This is a genomic window from Pseudomonas sp. FR229a (assembly GCF_030209115.1).
Classification (GTDB): Bacteria; Pseudomonadota; Gammaproteobacteria; order Pseudomonadales; family Pseudomonadaceae; genus Aquipseudomonas; species Aquipseudomonas moraviensis_A.
In genome coordinates this window covers 55,379-70,830 of record NZ_JARVSP010000034.1, presented here as the reverse complement: position 1 = coordinate 70,830, position 15,452 = coordinate 55,379, and the positions used below count along the sequence as shown (strand labels likewise).

Here is a 15,452-nt window from a genome sequence, read left to right as displayed (position 1 = left end):
GCAAACAATTCTGATCTATGAATTAACCGTTGAATTGAAGATGACTCTCGAGAGACATCGTCTTATCGTGCACGCTGTTTTCAGAGTCACCAAAGCTACCCTGTGAGAGTGAGCTTTCTCACGAAGGCGTCAGCACATTCAACATCTACGCTGCATGACACGTCGCTATCGCGAGCCGGCTCGCTCCTACACAAAACAAAAATCAAAATCAAAAGATCGCAGCCTTCGGCAGCTCCTACACACGATGAGCGTTAGCTCGAGTTCCGCTTTTGATCCTGGAGCCCGTCGGCAGGCTGAGTGGAGGGATTGATCCGGGCGTGGGAGCGTAGCGACCGTACGACGCAGTCGGACACAGCGAGTGTAGGTGCAGCGAAGCAAACCGGAGCCGCTGCGCCAGGATCGATCCCGTAGCGAAGGAACCCCGAGCCCCAGCGAGCGGGCCGAACGTCAGGGCGAAGACCTTTTGGTTCCTTTTGGGGCGTTTGCCAAAAGGGACTCGCCGTAAGGGCGAAACCGCCAGCCGCAACCCCCAAAGAAACGGATATTCACCCAAAACCCTCAGAGCATGGCCGGCCCAAAGGCCGCCAAGGCCGCCTGAACACAAGCAGAAACACACCCGCCCCATTGAAACCACCCCACCCCTGCCCCATCTAACACCCCATACCCCATTGCGCAGGTGCCCCATGACCGACCAGCAAGATCGCCCGGACAACCACGACGACTACGAAACCGACCACATCGAACACACCTCCTCCGGCACCGGCCTGGCGCTGCCCGGGCAAAACCTGCCGGACAAGGTCTACATCATCCCGATCCACAACCGCCCGTTCTTCCCGGCCCAGGTCCTGCCGGTCATCGTCAACGAAGAACCGTGGGCCGAAACCCTCGAACTGGTCAGCAAATCCGAACACCACTCCCTGGCCCTGTTCTTCATGGACACGCCCCAGGAAGACCCGCGCCACTTCGACACCGGCGCCCTCCCCGAATACGGCACGCTGGTCAAAGTCCACCATGCCAGCCGCGAGAACGGCAAACTGCAATTCGTCGCCCAAGGCCTGAGCCGCGTGCGCATCAAGACCTGGCTCAAGCATCACCGCCCGCCGTATCTGGTCGAAGTCGAATACCCGCACCAGCCCACCGAGCCGACCGATGAGGTCAAGGCCTACGGCATGGCGCTGATCAATGCGATCAAGGAACTGCTGCCGCTCAACCCGCTGTACAGCGAAGAGCTGAAGAACTACCTCAACCGCTTCAGCCCCAACGACCCGTCGCCGCTGACCGACTTCGCCGCCGCGCTGACGTCCGCCACCGGCCCCGAGCTGCAGGAAGTGCTCGACTGCGTGCCGATGCTCAAGCGCATGGAAAAAGTCCTGCCGATGCTGCGCAAGGAAGTCGAAGTCGCGCGCCTGCAAAAAGAGATCTCAGCCGAAGTTAACCGCAAGATCGGCGAGCATCAGCGCGAGTTTTTCCTCAAGGAACAACTCAAGGTCATCCAGCAGGAACTCGGCCTGACCAAGGACGACCGCAGCGCCGACCTCGAACAGTTCCAGCAACGCCTCGAAGGCAAAACCCTGCCGGCGCAGGTGCACAAACGCCTTGAAGAAGAAACCCACAAACTGTCGATCCTCGAAACCGGATCGCCGGAATACGCGGTCACGCGCAATTACCTGGACTGGGCCACTTCGGTGCCGTGGGGCGTGTACGGCGAAGACAAACTCGACCTCAAGCACGCACGCAAAGTCCTCGACAAGCACCATGCGGGTCTGGACGACATCAAGGATCGCATCCTCGAATTCCTCGCCGTCGGTGCCTACAAAGGTGAAATCAGCGGCTCGATCGTGCTGCTGGTCGGCCCGCCGGGCGTGGGTAAAACCAGCGTCGGCAAATCCATCGCCGAATCCCTCGGCCGGCCGTTCTACCGCTTCAGCGTCGGCGGCATGCGCGACGAAGCCGAGATCAAGGGTCACCGCCGCACTTACATCGGCGCACAGCCGGGCAAGTTGGTGCAGGCGTTGAAAGACGTCGAAGTGATGAACCCGGTGATCATGCTCGACGAGATCGACAAGATGGGCCAGAGCTACCAGGGCGACCCGGCGTCGGCGTTGCTGGAAACCCTCGATCCTGAGCAGAACGTCGAATTCCTCGACCACTACCTCGACCTGCGCATGGACCTGTCGAAAGTCCTCTTCGTGTGCACCGCCAACACCCTCGACTCGATCCCCGGCCCACTGCTCGACCGCATGGAAGTGATTCGTCTGTCGGGCTACATCACCGAAGAGAAAGTCGCGATCGCCAAGCGTCACCTGTGGCCGAAGCTGCTGGAAAAGGCCGGCGTGTCGAAAGGCAGCCTGAGCATCAGCGACACCGCGCTCAAAGCCCTGATCGACGGTTACGCCCGAGAAGCCGGCGTGCGTCAGCTGGAAAAGCAGATGGGCAAACTCGTGCGCAAAGCGGTGATGAAGCTGATCGACGACCCGAAAGCGGTGATCAAACTCGGCCCGAAAGACCTCGAAGCGTCACTGGGGCACCCGGTGTTCCGCAATGAACAAGTGCTGTCCGGCACCGGGGTGATCACCGGCCTGGCGTGGACCAGCATGGGCGGCGCGACCCTGCCGATCGAAGCCACGCGGATTCATACGCTTAACCGTGGGTTCAAGCTCACCGGGCAACTCGGCGATGTGATGAAGGAATCGGCAGAAATCGCTTACAGCTACGTCAGCTCGCACCTCAAGCAGTTTGGCGGTGATGCGAAGTTCTTCGACGAAGCCTTCGTCCACCTGCATGTGCCGGAAGGCGCGACGCCGAAGGACGGCCCGAGTGCCGGCGTGACCATGGCCAGCGCCCTGCTTTCGCTCGCACGCAATCAACCGCCGAAAAAAGGCGTGGCGATGACCGGCGAATTGACCCTGACCGGGCATGTGCTGCCGATCGGCGGCGTGCGCGAGAAGGTGATCGCGGCGCGCCGGCAGAAGATTTTCGAATTGATTCTGCCGGAGCCGAACCGGGGTAACTTCGAGGAATTGCCGGATTATCTGAAGGAAGGGATTACCGTGCACTTTGCCAAGCGGTTTGCCGATGTGGCGAAGGTGCTGTTCTAACCGGTCGCCCCTCACCCCAGCCCTCTCCCCGAGGAGAGGGAGCCAACCGAGGCGTCTTGAGTCGTCCATCGACCTGAAAGACCGGGTCGATTATGGATTCGGTGATGCGCGTTCATATCGGCGTATTTCGCCAATATCCCTCAGTCAGTCCCCTCTCCCTTTGGGAGAGGGCTAGGGTGAGGGCTTGGCGTCAGTGGGGTCAACGCGGCACCCGTCTGTCACACTTTGCCTCATCTTCAGTTATGCTCGCCGTTCGTCGTAACCGCCGGAGCCGCTGACCCATGTCCCCCACCCGCCTGTTTCTCCCCCTCGCCCTTTGCTTGCTGGCCGCCTGCGCCACGCAACCGAAACACAACGTGACCGTGGAAAAACAAAGCGAATGCCCCGTGCGGCTCACGACCGGGCAAAACCTGATCATCAGCCTGCCGAGTAACCCGACCACGGGCTATCGCTGGGCAATCCAGGATTCCGCTGGCGGCGTATTGCGCGCGCTCAGCCCGGAGGTCTACAGCAACCCGGAAGACGCCGGCGTGGTCGGTGCTGCAGGTGTGTCGACCTGGCGCTTCCAGGCATTCGCGGCCGGCACCGGGCGCTTGCGCCTGACCTCGCAACAACCCTGGGCACCAGAAGTGCTGCCCGTGGAAACCTTTGACTGCGCCATTTCCGTGAACTGACGGCGGGATACAGCGCTGGCTTCTTCGCGAGCAGGCTCGCTCCCACACGACACCACGATCCCCCTGTGGGAGCGAGCCTGCTCGCGAAAGCCATATACCTGACGGCGAGAATTACCCCCCGTTCGGTGCTTTATCAGACAACCCAAGCATCCGCGCCTCACTTTGGCTAAAATGCCGGCCTTTTCCACCGACACCGCCGGACACCGCCGTGAGCAAAGAACCCGATCGCCTATTCGCCCAGCCCTTGGCCCAGGTGCCTGACTTCGCCTTCAATGAAGACGTGGTGCGGGTGTTCCCGGACATGATCAAGCGCTCGGTGCCGGGTTATCCGACCATCGTCGAGAACCTCGGCGTGCTCGCGGCGCAGTTCGCTCAACCGAACAGCGTGCTCTACGACCTCGGTTCCTCGCTCGGCGCAGTGACTCAAGCCCTGCGCCGCCATGTGCGCACCGACGGTTGCCGGGTGATCGCTGTGGATAACTCGGCGGCGATGGTCGAGCGTTGCCGGGAATACCTCAATGGTCAGGACTCGATGTTTCAGGAATTGCTGCCGGTCGAAGTAATCGAGGGCGACATCCTCGCGCTGGAGTTCCAACCCGCCTCGGTAGTGGCGCTGAACTTCACCTTGCAATTCATCGCCCCGGATCAGCGCACCGCGCTGCTCTCGCGCATTCATCAGTCGTTGTTGCCCGGCGGCGCACTGATTCTGTCGGAGAAGCTGCGCTTCAATGATGCCGAAGAGCACGCGCTGCTCACCGATCTGCACGTCGCGTTCAAACGCGCCAACGGCTACAGCGAACTGGAAATCGCCCAGAAGCGCAGCGCCATCGAAAATGTCATGAAGCCCGACAGCCTCGAAGAACACCGCGAACGCCTGCTGGCCGCCGGATTCTCGAAAGTCGTGCCGTGGTTCCAGTGTCTTAACTTTGCCTCGTTGATTGCCTTGCCATGATTGATCTGTCCCCCCTCGCCCGCCGTCTGGCCGGTACTCCGCTGGCAGACTGGGCCAACACCCTGCAGCGTCAACTCGACAAGAAAATGGAAAAAGGCCACGGCGACCTGGAGCGCTGGCAAAGTGCGCTGGATGCCTTGCCGAAGATTCAGCCGAGCGAAGTCGACTTGCTCAACGGCCTGACACTCGACACCGATTGCGACGACGACACTCGCGCACAGATGCGCACCGCACTGATGGGCCTGTCGCCGTGGCGCAAAGGGCCGTTCGATCTGTTTGGCGTGCACGTCGACACTGAATGGCGCTCGGACTGGAAGTGGTCGCGCGTGGCGCCGCATCTGGATCTGAAAGGCAAACGCATTCTCGACGTGGGTTGCGGCAACGGCTACTACATGTGGCGCATGCTCGGTGCCGGCGCCGACAGCGTAATCGGCGTTGATCCGAACTGGCTGTTCTTCTGCCAGTTCCAGGCGGTGCAGCGTTACCTGTCAGAGCCGAATGCCTGGCACCTGCCATTCCCGTTCGAAGACTTGCCAGCGAATCTGGAAGGTTTCGACACCGTGTTCTCCATGGGCGTGTTCTACCACCGCCGCTCGCCGATCGAGCATTTGCTGGCGCTGAAGGATTGCCTGGTCAAGGGCGGCGAACTGGTGCTGGAGACTTTGGTGGTCGAAGGCGACAAGCATCAGGTGCTGGTGCCGGAAGACCGCTACGCGCAGATGCGCAACGTGTGGTTCTTGCCGTCAGTGCCGGCGCTGGAGTTGTGGCTGCGCCGCGCGGGATTCACCGATATTCGCTGTGTGGATGTCAGCACCACGACAGTCGAGGAACAGCGCGGAACGGAGTGGATGAAGTATCAGTCGCTGAGCGATTTTCTTGATCCCGCGGATCACAGCAAAACCATCGAAGGGCTGCCGGCGCCGATGCGTGCGGTGATTGTTGCGAAGAAGTAAGCGTAATTCCCTGATGATCGCGGTGAGCCTACCCCTCACCCCAGCCCTCTCCCCAGGGAGAGGGAGCAGATCTCTGGGCTTTTCAAAATTTGCATTCGACTCGGAGTTTCAGGTCGGCGGACTTCACCCATTCAACTCGGTCGGTCCCCTCTCCCTCCTCCCCAAGGAGAGGGAGCTGATTGTTGCTTTCAAAACTTGAGTTCGACTCGGTATTTCAGGTCGGCGGACTTGGCCCATCCACCTCGGTCAGTCCCCTCTCCCTCTGGGAGAGGGTTGGGGTGAGGGGCTTTTGGCGCGGCGAGCGCGGAAAAACTCGGTCAACACTGCGCCACATTCCTCAGCCAACACCCCACCCTCATACAACACCCGGTGATTCAAAAATCCCTGGGTGAAAAACTGACCTTGGCTCTGCACAATCCCGGCCTTGGGCTCCAGGGCGCCATACACCACCCGCGCCACTCGGGAATGCACGATCAACCCGGCGCACATGCTGCACGGCTCCAGCGTCACGTACAGCGTACTGCCCGGCAGGCGATAGTTATCCACGGCCTGCGCGGCGGCGCGGATCGCGACCATTTCGGCGTGGGCACTCGGGTCGCTGGTGCTGATCGGGCAGTTGAAGCCGCTGCCGATGATCTCGCCGTCCTGCACCAGCACTGCGCCCACCGGCACTTCGCCGAGCGCCGCGCCTTGTGCGGCGAGGGTCAGGGCTTCGCGCATGAAGTCGCGGTCGCGGCTGCGGTCGATGATCGCCGCCGGGCGAATCTGGCGCATCACTTCACCTCGATCGCGGCCATCAGGCCGGTTTCCATGTGGTCGATGACATGGCAGTGGAACATCCACACCCCCGGGTTATCTGCCACCAGCGCCACTTGCGCACGCTCGTTCTTGCCCAGCAGATAAGTGTCGGTGAAATACGGCACGACCTTGTGCCGGTTCGACGCGATCACCTTGAAACTCATGCCGTGCAGGTGGATCGGGTGCTGGTACTGGGTCATGTTCTTCAGTTCGAAAATATAGCTCTGGCCGAGTTTCAGACTGGCGATCGGTCGATCGGCGCAGGTCTTGTCGGTGATGTCCCAGGCCTTGCCGTTGATCTGCCACAGGCTCGGCGGCTTGCCGTTTTCGGTGTTCACCGAGACCGAGCCGACCCATTCGATATTGAAGTTGAGTTTCTCGGCATTGGCCAGGTCCGGCTCGGCCACCGGGTTGGCCGGCAGCGCTTTCGGCCAGTCCGTCGGCGCGTCCGTATTGGCCACCGAACGCAGCGTGCCCAAGCGTACCGGGCCGTTGCGCAGCGACAACTCTTCACCGGCCGCCGGCGCCTTGATCGCCAGGCAAATGCGCATGCCAGGGCCGAGCCAGTATTCCTTGCCCAATGGCCGGGGTTCGACCGGATTACCATCGAGCGCGTAGATCTTCGCTTCAACGCCGGGAATATTGATGCGGTAGGTCAGGGTGTTGTCGAGGTTGAGCAAGCGCACCCGGGTGATCTGCCCGGCCGGCAGATCGATCACCGGCAATGGCACGCCATTGATCGTCGACAGACGCCCGGCGGTACCGCCACGGGCCGCTTCGCGGGGGATGCTGAATTCGACGAACTGGCCTTGTTCGTCGACATGCCAGTTCTTCAGGCTGAGGGTTTTCTCATACTTGAAACCGGTGGGCTCGCGCTCCTCGATGATCAGCGGCCCGACCAGCCCGCGTCCGAGTTCTTCGCTGCTGCTGACATGCGGGTGATACCAGTAGCTGCCGGCGTCCGGCACACGGAATTTGTAGTCGAAATACTCGCCCGGCAACACCGGCAGCTGCGATACGTAAGGCACGCCGTCCATTTCCAGCGGCAGGCGGATGCCGTGCCAGTGAATGGTAGTCGCCACCGGCAGATGATTGATGAAACGCACCCGCAGCCATTCGCCCTGGCGCACGCGCAGTTCGGTACCCGGCGCCGACGGGCCGAAAGCCCAGGCCTCGGTCTTGTGCCCCGGCACCAGCTCGACGTCGAGCGGCGCGGCGATCAGTTCATAGTCGTGGCCGGCCTCGGCGTCGGCCATCTTGCCCAGCCAGTAACGCGAAGCGCCTCCCGCGCCCACGCCAACGACAACAAGACCGGCCAGGCCACCGAGGATTTGGCGACGGGTAAAGGACATGAACTCAACTACCTCACGTATCAGCGACAGACCCCGAGGGATCCGCAAAAAGGCGAATACGATACACCCGCAGTTGAGAAACAGTAAGGGCGACCTGCGGCCGCACGTCTTGTCAGCCCTGCGCGCGCAGCCCGGTAATCAGGTGCAGCACGCCGTCACCAAGCGGCATGACACCCGCGACACCGGCGACACTCAGCGCCTCACGGTCAACACGCGCTGCGTCATGCAGCGCCACCCGGACCCGGGTCAGCGCCACCGGCTGCTGCGATTTGAGATTATCCACACCGCCCAACGCCGCGACGATCTCTGCGCTCAATCCGGCAACCGGGTCAGCGGCGACTTTCACCTCGTCCGGCACCAGATCCGGCGTCAATGCTTTCCAGAATGCCTGCTGCAATTTGTCGAACATGTTCAATTCTCCATTACCGGCAAGCCATCGACTTTCACCTCATGAAACCGCTGCAAAACGTCGCGTACGTCGCCAGCGCTCTCCAGGTTTGAAACCTGTTCGGCGATGATTCGACAGTCGGCCAGATTCAACTCACGCACCGCCGACTTGATCGCCGGAATCAACGGCACGCTCACCGACAGTTCATCCACACCCAGCCCCAGCAGCAACGGCACGGCCAGGCGTTCAGATGCCATCGCGCCGCAAACCCCGACCCATTTACCGTGCGCATGTGCAGCTTTCACCGTCATGGCGATCAGGCGCAGCACCGCAGGGTGCAAGCTGTCCGCCTGGCTGGCCAGACGCGGGTGATCGCGATCCATGGCCAGGGTGTATTGGGTGAGGTCATTGGTGCCGATGGAGAAAAAATCCACATGCGGTGCCAGCACATCGGCCATCAGCGCGACGGCGGGCACTTCGATCATGATTCCCAGTTTCGGCAAGTGGGTCACCCCCAGCACCTGGGCCTCCTGCTCAAGGATCTGTCGTGCCAGACGCAACTCCGCAAGATGGGTGACCATCGGCAACATGATGTGCAGCCGCGTCAGCGCACTGCAGGCCAGGATCGCCCGAAACTGTTCGCGCAACAGTTGCGGTCGCTCAAGGCACAGACGAATGCCACGCAAACCGAGGAAGGGATTGCTTTCGCTGTCCATCGGCACATAGGCCAGGGGCTTGTCACCGCCGACATCGAGGGTGCGCACCACCAGATTGTGCGCTGGCCCGATAGTGCGGGCGATGGCGCTATAGGTGGCGACCTGTTCATCGTGGCTCGGCGCTTGCTGGCGATCCAGATAGAGAAACTCCGAACGCAGCAGCCCCACGCCATTCGCGCCGAGTTCCATGGCCTGCGCGGTTTCGCTCTGCGAGGCAACGTTGGCCGTGACTTCGATGTGCTGACCGTCGCGGGTGCAGGCCGCCTCGCTGGCCTGCGCCAGCTCCTGCTGATGGCGCTGGCGCTGTTGCGCATGTCGCGTACGCAATTGGTCGATGGACTCGGCGTCCGGGTGCAACTGCAACTCGCCCTTGTCGGCATCGAGCAGCACCCGCGTGCCGTTGTCGAGCGTCAGCATTTGCATCGGCATGCCGCAGATCGCCGGCAAGCCACAGGCCCGCGCGAGGATGGCGACATGACTGGTGGCACCGCCGCCGACCGTGGCGAAACCCAACACCTTGCGCGTATCCAGCCCTGCCGTCTGCGATGGGGTCAACTGGTCGGCGATGAGGATGGTGTCGTCCGCCAGCTCCAGCGTCTGCTCGTGCACACCCAGGATCAGCTTGAGCACACGCTGGCCGACATCGGCCAGATCCGCAGCGCGTTCGGCCAACAAGGCATTGCCCAGCGAACGGAACATCGCCGCCGTGGCTTCGGTGGAGGTCTGCCAGGCAAATGCCGCGCTTTTGCCCTCGTCGATCAAGGCCTGGGCCTGATCCAGCAGGCTCGGGTCGGCCAGCAGTTCCTGATGCGCCCTGAAGATCTCCGCCTGCGCCTCGCCGCTGGCGGTGTCGCGCAGATGCTGCAAGGCCATGTCGGCTTCGATCAGTGCCTGGCTCAACGCCTCCCTTTCGACCGGCGGCGCGGCGCCGAACTCATTGACCATGAGCGTCGCTTCGACGATCTGCATGACTTGGCCCAGTGCCGAACCGGGCGAGGCACAGACACCGCGCAGGATGTTCGGCATTTCTGCGCCGACGACTTCGACTGGCGCCGGCGCTGTGACAGGTTCGCCGCAGCCTTCGGTCAGCAAGCGGGTCAGCGCTTCGACGGCGGCCTCGGCATCGTCTCCTTCGGCGCTGACCTGCACGCTGTCACCCTGGGCCGTTTGCAACGCCATGATTGCCACCAACGATTTGGCATTGGCTTGTGCTTGCAGTCTGTGCAGATGGATCGTCGCTGAAAACGCTTTGGCCGCTTGGGCAAATACTGCTGCCGGGCGCGCATGCAGGCCGTTGGGGTTGGGCAGGTTGATCGGCTGCGAGAAAACCGCATCACCTTGCGCCGCAGCGGGATTTTCGCCAGGCGATACGCCGACCCCGACATCCAGCACGGGCTGGCCAACCTCCACCAACCCGGTCGAGCCGACGAGCGAATCGAAGGGCTCGCCGCTGACCACCAGCATCAAGGTCAACAAACTGCGCGCATGCAGGGCAATGTAATCAGCGTCGAAGTCGATCAGCGCCTGCCCCGCTGCGACCCGCTGCCCTGCCTCGACACGGCGGATGAACCCCTTCCCCGCGAGATTCACCGTGTCCAGACCGATATGCATCAGCACCTGCACACCTGCATCACTGGTAATGGTCAGCGCGTGCCCGCTGGCCTGCACGTCACTGACCACGCCGGCCAGCGGCGCGCAGAGCGTCGAGGACGTCGGGTCGATGCACAGGCCGTCACCGATGATCCGCCCGGCAAACACCGGGTCGGGCACCTGGTCCAGCGCCATCAGCACGCCGGATAAAGGAGCCAGCAGCTGCAATTGTTGGGGTGTGGCCATGACATCACCTGAGCTTGTATTGATTGAATGAGCGGTCGCAGCCGCTTTGCTTATTTCCACCAGTATTCAACCTGCAAGCCGACATTGGCGCCGTGCCGCGCGTTGCCGAAGGCGCCCGTATCGGACAGCGCCGAGCCCTTGGCCAACAGGTTGGCGGCACGCTTGGCCGCCTGGTTCCAGCTGGCATAGGTGTAATACAGACGCACCTCGGGCCGCGCCCAGAATTCCGGGCCTTTGGGTGACCAAGTTGGCGCGAAGGTGAACTTGCTCAGCTTGCGCGTGCCGTCCGCCGCCTCGACCTGATCGTGTCCCAGTTCGGTCACCAGTTTGAACTGCTCGCTCAATGCGTAGGCCGGGCGCACACCCAGCGAAAGCCAGTTCTGGTCGGCGCCGCCCTGACGAATATCCTTTTGATACACCGCCTGCACTTGCCCGCCAAAACGCGGCGTCACTTGCCAGTCGAAGAACTCGACGATCCGATAGCTCTTGTTGCGGTCATCGAGCCTGACGTTACCGGTATAGCCCAACCCGGTGCCCGGCCCTTCGCCGTATTGCAGCGCCAGTTTGTTCTTGCCGCCGAAAAAATCCTGCTGCACGTGCTGAGTGGTGATCGCCCAGCCACGGTGGGCGTCGCGACTGTCGGGCTTGTCGATGTAGCTCAGGCCAAACTCCAGTTCACCGCCGGGGTTGCTGTTGAAACCGCCGACGTTGAAGTCGTGCCGGTTGATGTAATCCTTCTGGTAAAGGTTGTCCTTGCGTGAAAAGGCGTAGCTGTATTTCAAGCCACCGATCAACACGTCTTCGATACCACCGCCGGTGGCGCTCTGGTTCCAGTAGTAAAAATCGGAAATGTGGATGTCGTTACGTTTGTAGTAGCGCCGCCCCGCCCACAGCGAACCGCCATTGAGCGCGGGCATCGCCGACCATTGTGCGTAGGCTTGGGGCAAGCGAATCGAGCCATTGTCCTCTTTGAATGTCGGGCTGCGATCGTAACGGTTGTACAGCGACGCCATGCCGTCGATGCTCAGCACCGAACCGTCGTCGAGGGTGTACAGATCCTGGCGCAGCTCGAGCTCGCCGTACTGCTCGCACTCGTTGCCGAGGCGATATTTGGTCTGCGCGCCGGGCAACTGGAAACACGACTGGCCACTGCTGTTGACGGAAGTACCGACACCGCTGCGCAGATAGCCGCCAAACTCCAGAGCCTGTGAAGACGTAGGCATTGCCAGACAAAATCCGGCGACTGCCAGGCTGTAACTCATGGTTTTTTTCATATGCCACCCATTGTTTTTATTGTGTGGTCGCAGGAATTCAGCGCGCACAAATCCCCCGCGCAGCGTTCTGCGTGTTTTTTCAAAGGTTGTTTTTCAGTTAGTAATCAGGGGTCGGTCAGGTGCAGAACGAAGGATTCGTAAGGTCGCAGGTGCAGCAACCGCGTGCGTTTCGGACAGTCCGGGTAGTTGCTGATCAACAGGCGCTGCTCCATGGACTCGTTGATCAGCGGCGGTAGCTCGACGTCACACGCGGCGCCATAGAAGTTGTTCACTACCAACAGACGTTCACCTGCGCCCTCGCGCAGGTAGGCCCAGACCTGTGGATGCTCCGGCAGCAGCTGACGATATACGCCGTCGGAGATCAGCGCTTCAGTGCGGCGCAAGGCGATCAGGCGTCGATAGTGATGCAATACCGATTCCTGGTCGTGGAGCTGCTGCGCGACGTTGATCTGCGCGGCATTGGCCGGCACGCCGATCCACGGTTCGCCACGGGTGAAACCGGCGTTGTGCCCGGCGTGCCAGTGCATCGGCGTGCGCCCGTTGTCCCGGGACTTCTGCATGATCGCCGCCATGTTGTCGAGTTCGCTCGCCCCGGCCTCGCGCTTGAGGCGAAAGATATTCAGGGTCTCGACATCGCGGTACTGCTCGATGCTCTCGAAACCGGGATTCGTCATGCCCAGTTCTTCGCCCTGATAAACGAAGGGCGTGCCCTGGAGAAAATGCAACGCCGTGCCGAGCATCTTCGCCGAGAGCTCGCGGTATTCAGCGTCATTGCCGAACCGCGAGACCACGCGCGGCTGATCGTGGTTACACCAGAACAACGCATTCCACCCCCCCCCCGCCTGCATGCCGGTCTGCCAGTCGGAGAGAATCTGCTTGAGCTGGAGGAAATCGAAATCGGCGCGCACCCACTTCTGCAGATTCGGGTAATCGACCTTCAGGTGATGAAAATTGAAGGTCATCGACAGTTCTTGCGATTGCGGATTGGAGTAACGAATGCAGTGTTCGAGGCGGGTCGAGGACATCTCGCCGACGTTGATCAGCTCATACCCTTCGAAGACTTCGCGGTGCATTTCGTGCAGGTACTCATGCACGTTAGGACCGTCGGTGTAGAAGCGCCGACCGTCGCTGTCATCTTCGGGAAAGTCCGCCGGTTTGGAGATCAGGTTGATCACGTCCAGGCGAAAGCCACCGACGCCTTTGTCGCGCCAGAAGCGCATCATCTTGAACACTTCGTCGCGGACTTTGGGGTTGTCCCAATTGAGGTCGGCCTGGGTGTGGTCAAACAGGTGCAGATAGTACTGGCCGGTCTGCGCTTCGTACTCCCAGGCCGATCCGCCGAACTTGGATTCCCAGTTGTTCGGCTGGTCGCGCCAGATATAAAAGTCGCGGTAGGGATTGTCGAGGCTGCTGCGTGCCTGCTGGAACCAGACGTGCTCGATCGAGGTGTGGTTGACCACGATGTCGAGCATCAGCTTGATCCCGCGCTTGCCCGCTTCGGCGATCAGCAGTTCACAGTCGGCCATGCTGCCGTAGCTCGGATCGACCGCGTAGTAGTCGCTGATGTCGTAGCCGTTATCGCGCTGCGGCGACCGCAGAAACGGCGTGATCCACAGGTAGTCGACTCCCAGCCATTGCAGGTAATCGAGCTTGGCAACGATGCCGAGCAGGTCGCCAGTGGCGTTGCCGGCATGGCTGTGAAAGCTTTTCGGGTAGATCTGGTAGATCACCGAACGTTGCCAGTCTTGCATGGCGGATTTTCCTCTTGAATGTCAGGAACCGTGTCGGAGCTGCCGAAGGCTCGGGCCGCGATCGGACGATCTTTTGATTTCAGGCCACCCGGTAACCCGGCCGGACGATCTTCATGCTCAGCACGCAGGTCAGGGCAAACGGCACGAGCATGGCAATGAGCATCCCGATGACGAACATGGGGATGAACTGCGGCATGATCGAAATGAAACCGGGCAGGCCGCCAACACCGATGGCCGAGGCCTGGATCTTGTTCAGCGAGAGGAACATGCAACCCAGCGCCGAACCGGCCAGCGCGGCGTAAAACGGAAACTTGTAGCGCAGATTGACGCCGAACATCGCCGGTTCAGTGATGCCGAAGTAGGCGGAAATCGCCGAGGTCGAGGCCATGCTCTTGTCCCGCGCATTGCGCGTCATCCAGAACACCGCCAGTGCCGCACTGCCTTGCGCCAGATTGGACATGACGATCATCGGCCAGATGAAGGTGCCGCCCTGGCTCGAGATCAATTGCAGATCCACCGCGAGGAACATGTGGTGCATGCCAGTGATCACCAAAGGCGCATACAACAGACCGAAAATCAGACCGCCCACCAGCGGCGCCAGATCGAACAGCATCACCAGCCCTTCGGTGATGTAGATGCCGATATGCCGGGTTACCGGGCCGATGATCGCCAGCGCCAGCACGCCAGTGACAACAATGGTGGTGATCGGCACTACCAGCAATTGCACGGCGTTGGGCACTCGCGCCCGCAGCCATTTTTCAATCACGCTCATCACATAGGCCGCCAGCAGGATCGGCAGAATCTGCCCTTGGTAACCCACCTTTTCCACCTGGAAAAGGCCGAGGATGTCGAAATACGGCAGTTGCTGCCCGTCCAGCCCGGCAACGGCCTTGCCGTAGTTCCAGGCGTTGAGCAGGTCCGGATGCACCAGCATCAGACCGAGGACGATGCCGAGGATTTCGCTGCCGCCAAAACGCTTGGCCGCCGACCAGCCCACCAGTGCCGGCAGAAACACGAAAGAGGTGTTGGCCATCAGGTTGATCAGGCTCCACAAGCCATCGAGGTTGGGATAGGCATCGAGCAGGGTCTGCCCCTCGATGAACATGCCCTTGGCGCCGAGCAGGTTGTTGATGCCCATCAACAGGCCGGCAATGATCAGCGCCGGCAGGATCGGCATGAACACATCGGAAAACACCCGCACCAGCCGCTGCATGGCGTTTATCTTCTCGGCGCTTTTCTGTTTAACGTCGGCGATGGTCGATGCCGCGAGGCCTGTCTGTTTCCTCAGTTCGGCGTAGACCTTTTCAACGTCGCCCGGGCCGATGACCACCTGATACAACCCGCCGGTGAAGAACGAACCCTTGACCAGCTCGACGCCGTTGAGTGCGGCCACATTGACCCGCGCGGGGTCTTTCAACGCCAGGCGCAAACGCGTCACGCAATGCGCCGCCTGCTCGATGTTGTCGCTGCCACCGAGGCTTTCCAGCAGCTCCCTGGCGATGTTCGGATAGTCATGGCTCATGCTTGTTCTTCCGTCGTGGATTGTTGTTATTGGCAGCACGCCGAGAGGAAAAATACTCGTCTGTACGAGTTAATGCAATAACTCGTCTGTACGAGTTTGTGTGAGTAGATGAACGTCAGATCAGCAAGGATTTTTCCT

11 protein-coding genes are annotated in these 15,452 nt (G+C 61.1%); 4 read left to right on the top strand and 7 right to left on the bottom strand.

Going from position 1 to position 15,452, the window contains the following annotated elements; translation table 11 throughout:
• The first annotated feature begins 683 nt into the window (after positions 1-683).
• The 4 genes from lon to cmoB all read left to right on the top strand — a co-directional run bounded on the left by lon (position 684) and on the right by cmoB (position 5,677).
• On the top strand, positions 684-3,098 hold the full coding sequence (gene lon / locus QRN33_RS24925; RefSeq protein ID WP_065616646.1) for an endopeptidase La: 2,415 nt from the start codon (positions 684-686) through the stop codon (positions 3,096-3,098).
• Positions 3,099-3,379: 281 nt separating this feature from the next.
• Complete coding sequence (locus QRN33_RS24920; RefSeq protein ID WP_042608314.1) at positions 3,380-3,772, top strand: protease inhibitor I42 family protein; 393 nt, start codon at positions 3,380-3,382, stop codon at positions 3,770-3,772.
• 208 nt (positions 3,773-3,980) lie between these two features.
• The gene (gene cmoA / locus QRN33_RS24915) at positions 3,981-4,724 is read left to right on the top strand and encodes a carboxy-S-adenosyl-L-methionine synthase CmoA (protein WP_285410733.1); all 744 of its coding nucleotides are present in this window, start codon (positions 3,981-3,983) and stop codon (positions 4,722-4,724) included.
• Positions 4,721-5,677 carry a tRNA 5-methoxyuridine(34)/uridine 5-oxyacetic acid(34) synthase CmoB gene (gene cmoB / locus QRN33_RS24910; protein ID WP_083353515.1) on the top strand — a complete coding sequence of 319 codons (957 nt, stop codon included), beginning with the start codon at positions 4,721-4,723 and terminating at the stop codon, positions 5,675-5,677. Before cmoA ends, cmoB begins: the two co-directional genes overlap by 4 nt.
• 246 nt (positions 5,678-5,923) lie before the next feature.
• On the opposite strand, the gene tadA is transcribed toward cmoB, so the two are convergent.
• The 7 genes from tadA to treP all read right to left on the bottom strand — a co-directional run bounded on the left by tadA (position 5,924) and on the right by treP (position 15,314).
• Positions 5,924-6,451 (bottom strand): tRNA adenosine(34) deaminase TadA, encoded by a 528-nt coding sequence (gene tadA / locus QRN33_RS24905; protein ID WP_285410731.1) that lies wholly within the window; start codon positions 6,449-6,451, stop codon positions 5,924-5,926.
• Entirely contained in the window at positions 6,451-7,827 is a 1,377-nt protein-coding gene (locus QRN33_RS24900) for a multicopper oxidase family protein (RefSeq protein WP_285410729.1), read from the bottom strand. The genes tadA and QRN33_RS24900 overlap by 1 nt, the downstream gene beginning before the upstream one ends.
• A 112-nt stretch (positions 7,828-7,939) precedes the next feature.
• A complete protein-coding gene (locus QRN33_RS24895; RefSeq protein WP_285410727.1) occupies positions 7,940-8,236 on the bottom strand; it encodes a PTS sugar transporter subunit IIB in 297 nt (98 codons plus the stop codon).
• Between the two features lie 2 nt (positions 8,237-8,238).
• Positions 8,239-10,767, bottom strand: coding sequence for a phosphoenolpyruvate--protein phosphotransferase (gene ptsP / locus QRN33_RS24890; RefSeq protein WP_285410724.1), 2,529 nt, complete (start codon positions 10,765-10,767; stop codon positions 8,239-8,241).
• 50 nt (positions 10,768-10,817) lie between these two features.
• Positions 10,818-12,041, bottom strand: coding sequence for a maltoporin (locus tag QRN33_RS24885; RefSeq protein ID WP_065616642.1), 1,224 nt, complete (start codon positions 12,039-12,041; stop codon positions 10,818-10,820).
• Between the two features lie 104 nt (positions 12,042-12,145).
• Complete coding sequence (gene treC / locus QRN33_RS24880) at positions 12,146-13,792, bottom strand: alpha,alpha-phosphotrehalase (protein WP_285410722.1); 1,647 nt, start codon at positions 13,790-13,792, stop codon at positions 12,146-12,148.
• A 79-nt stretch (positions 13,793-13,871) separates the two neighbouring features.
• A complete protein-coding gene (treP, locus tag QRN33_RS24875; protein WP_252873324.1) occupies positions 13,872-15,314 on the bottom strand; it encodes a PTS system trehalose-specific EIIBC component in 1,443 nt (480 codons plus the stop codon).
• Positions 15,315-15,452: the final 138 nt, after the last annotated feature.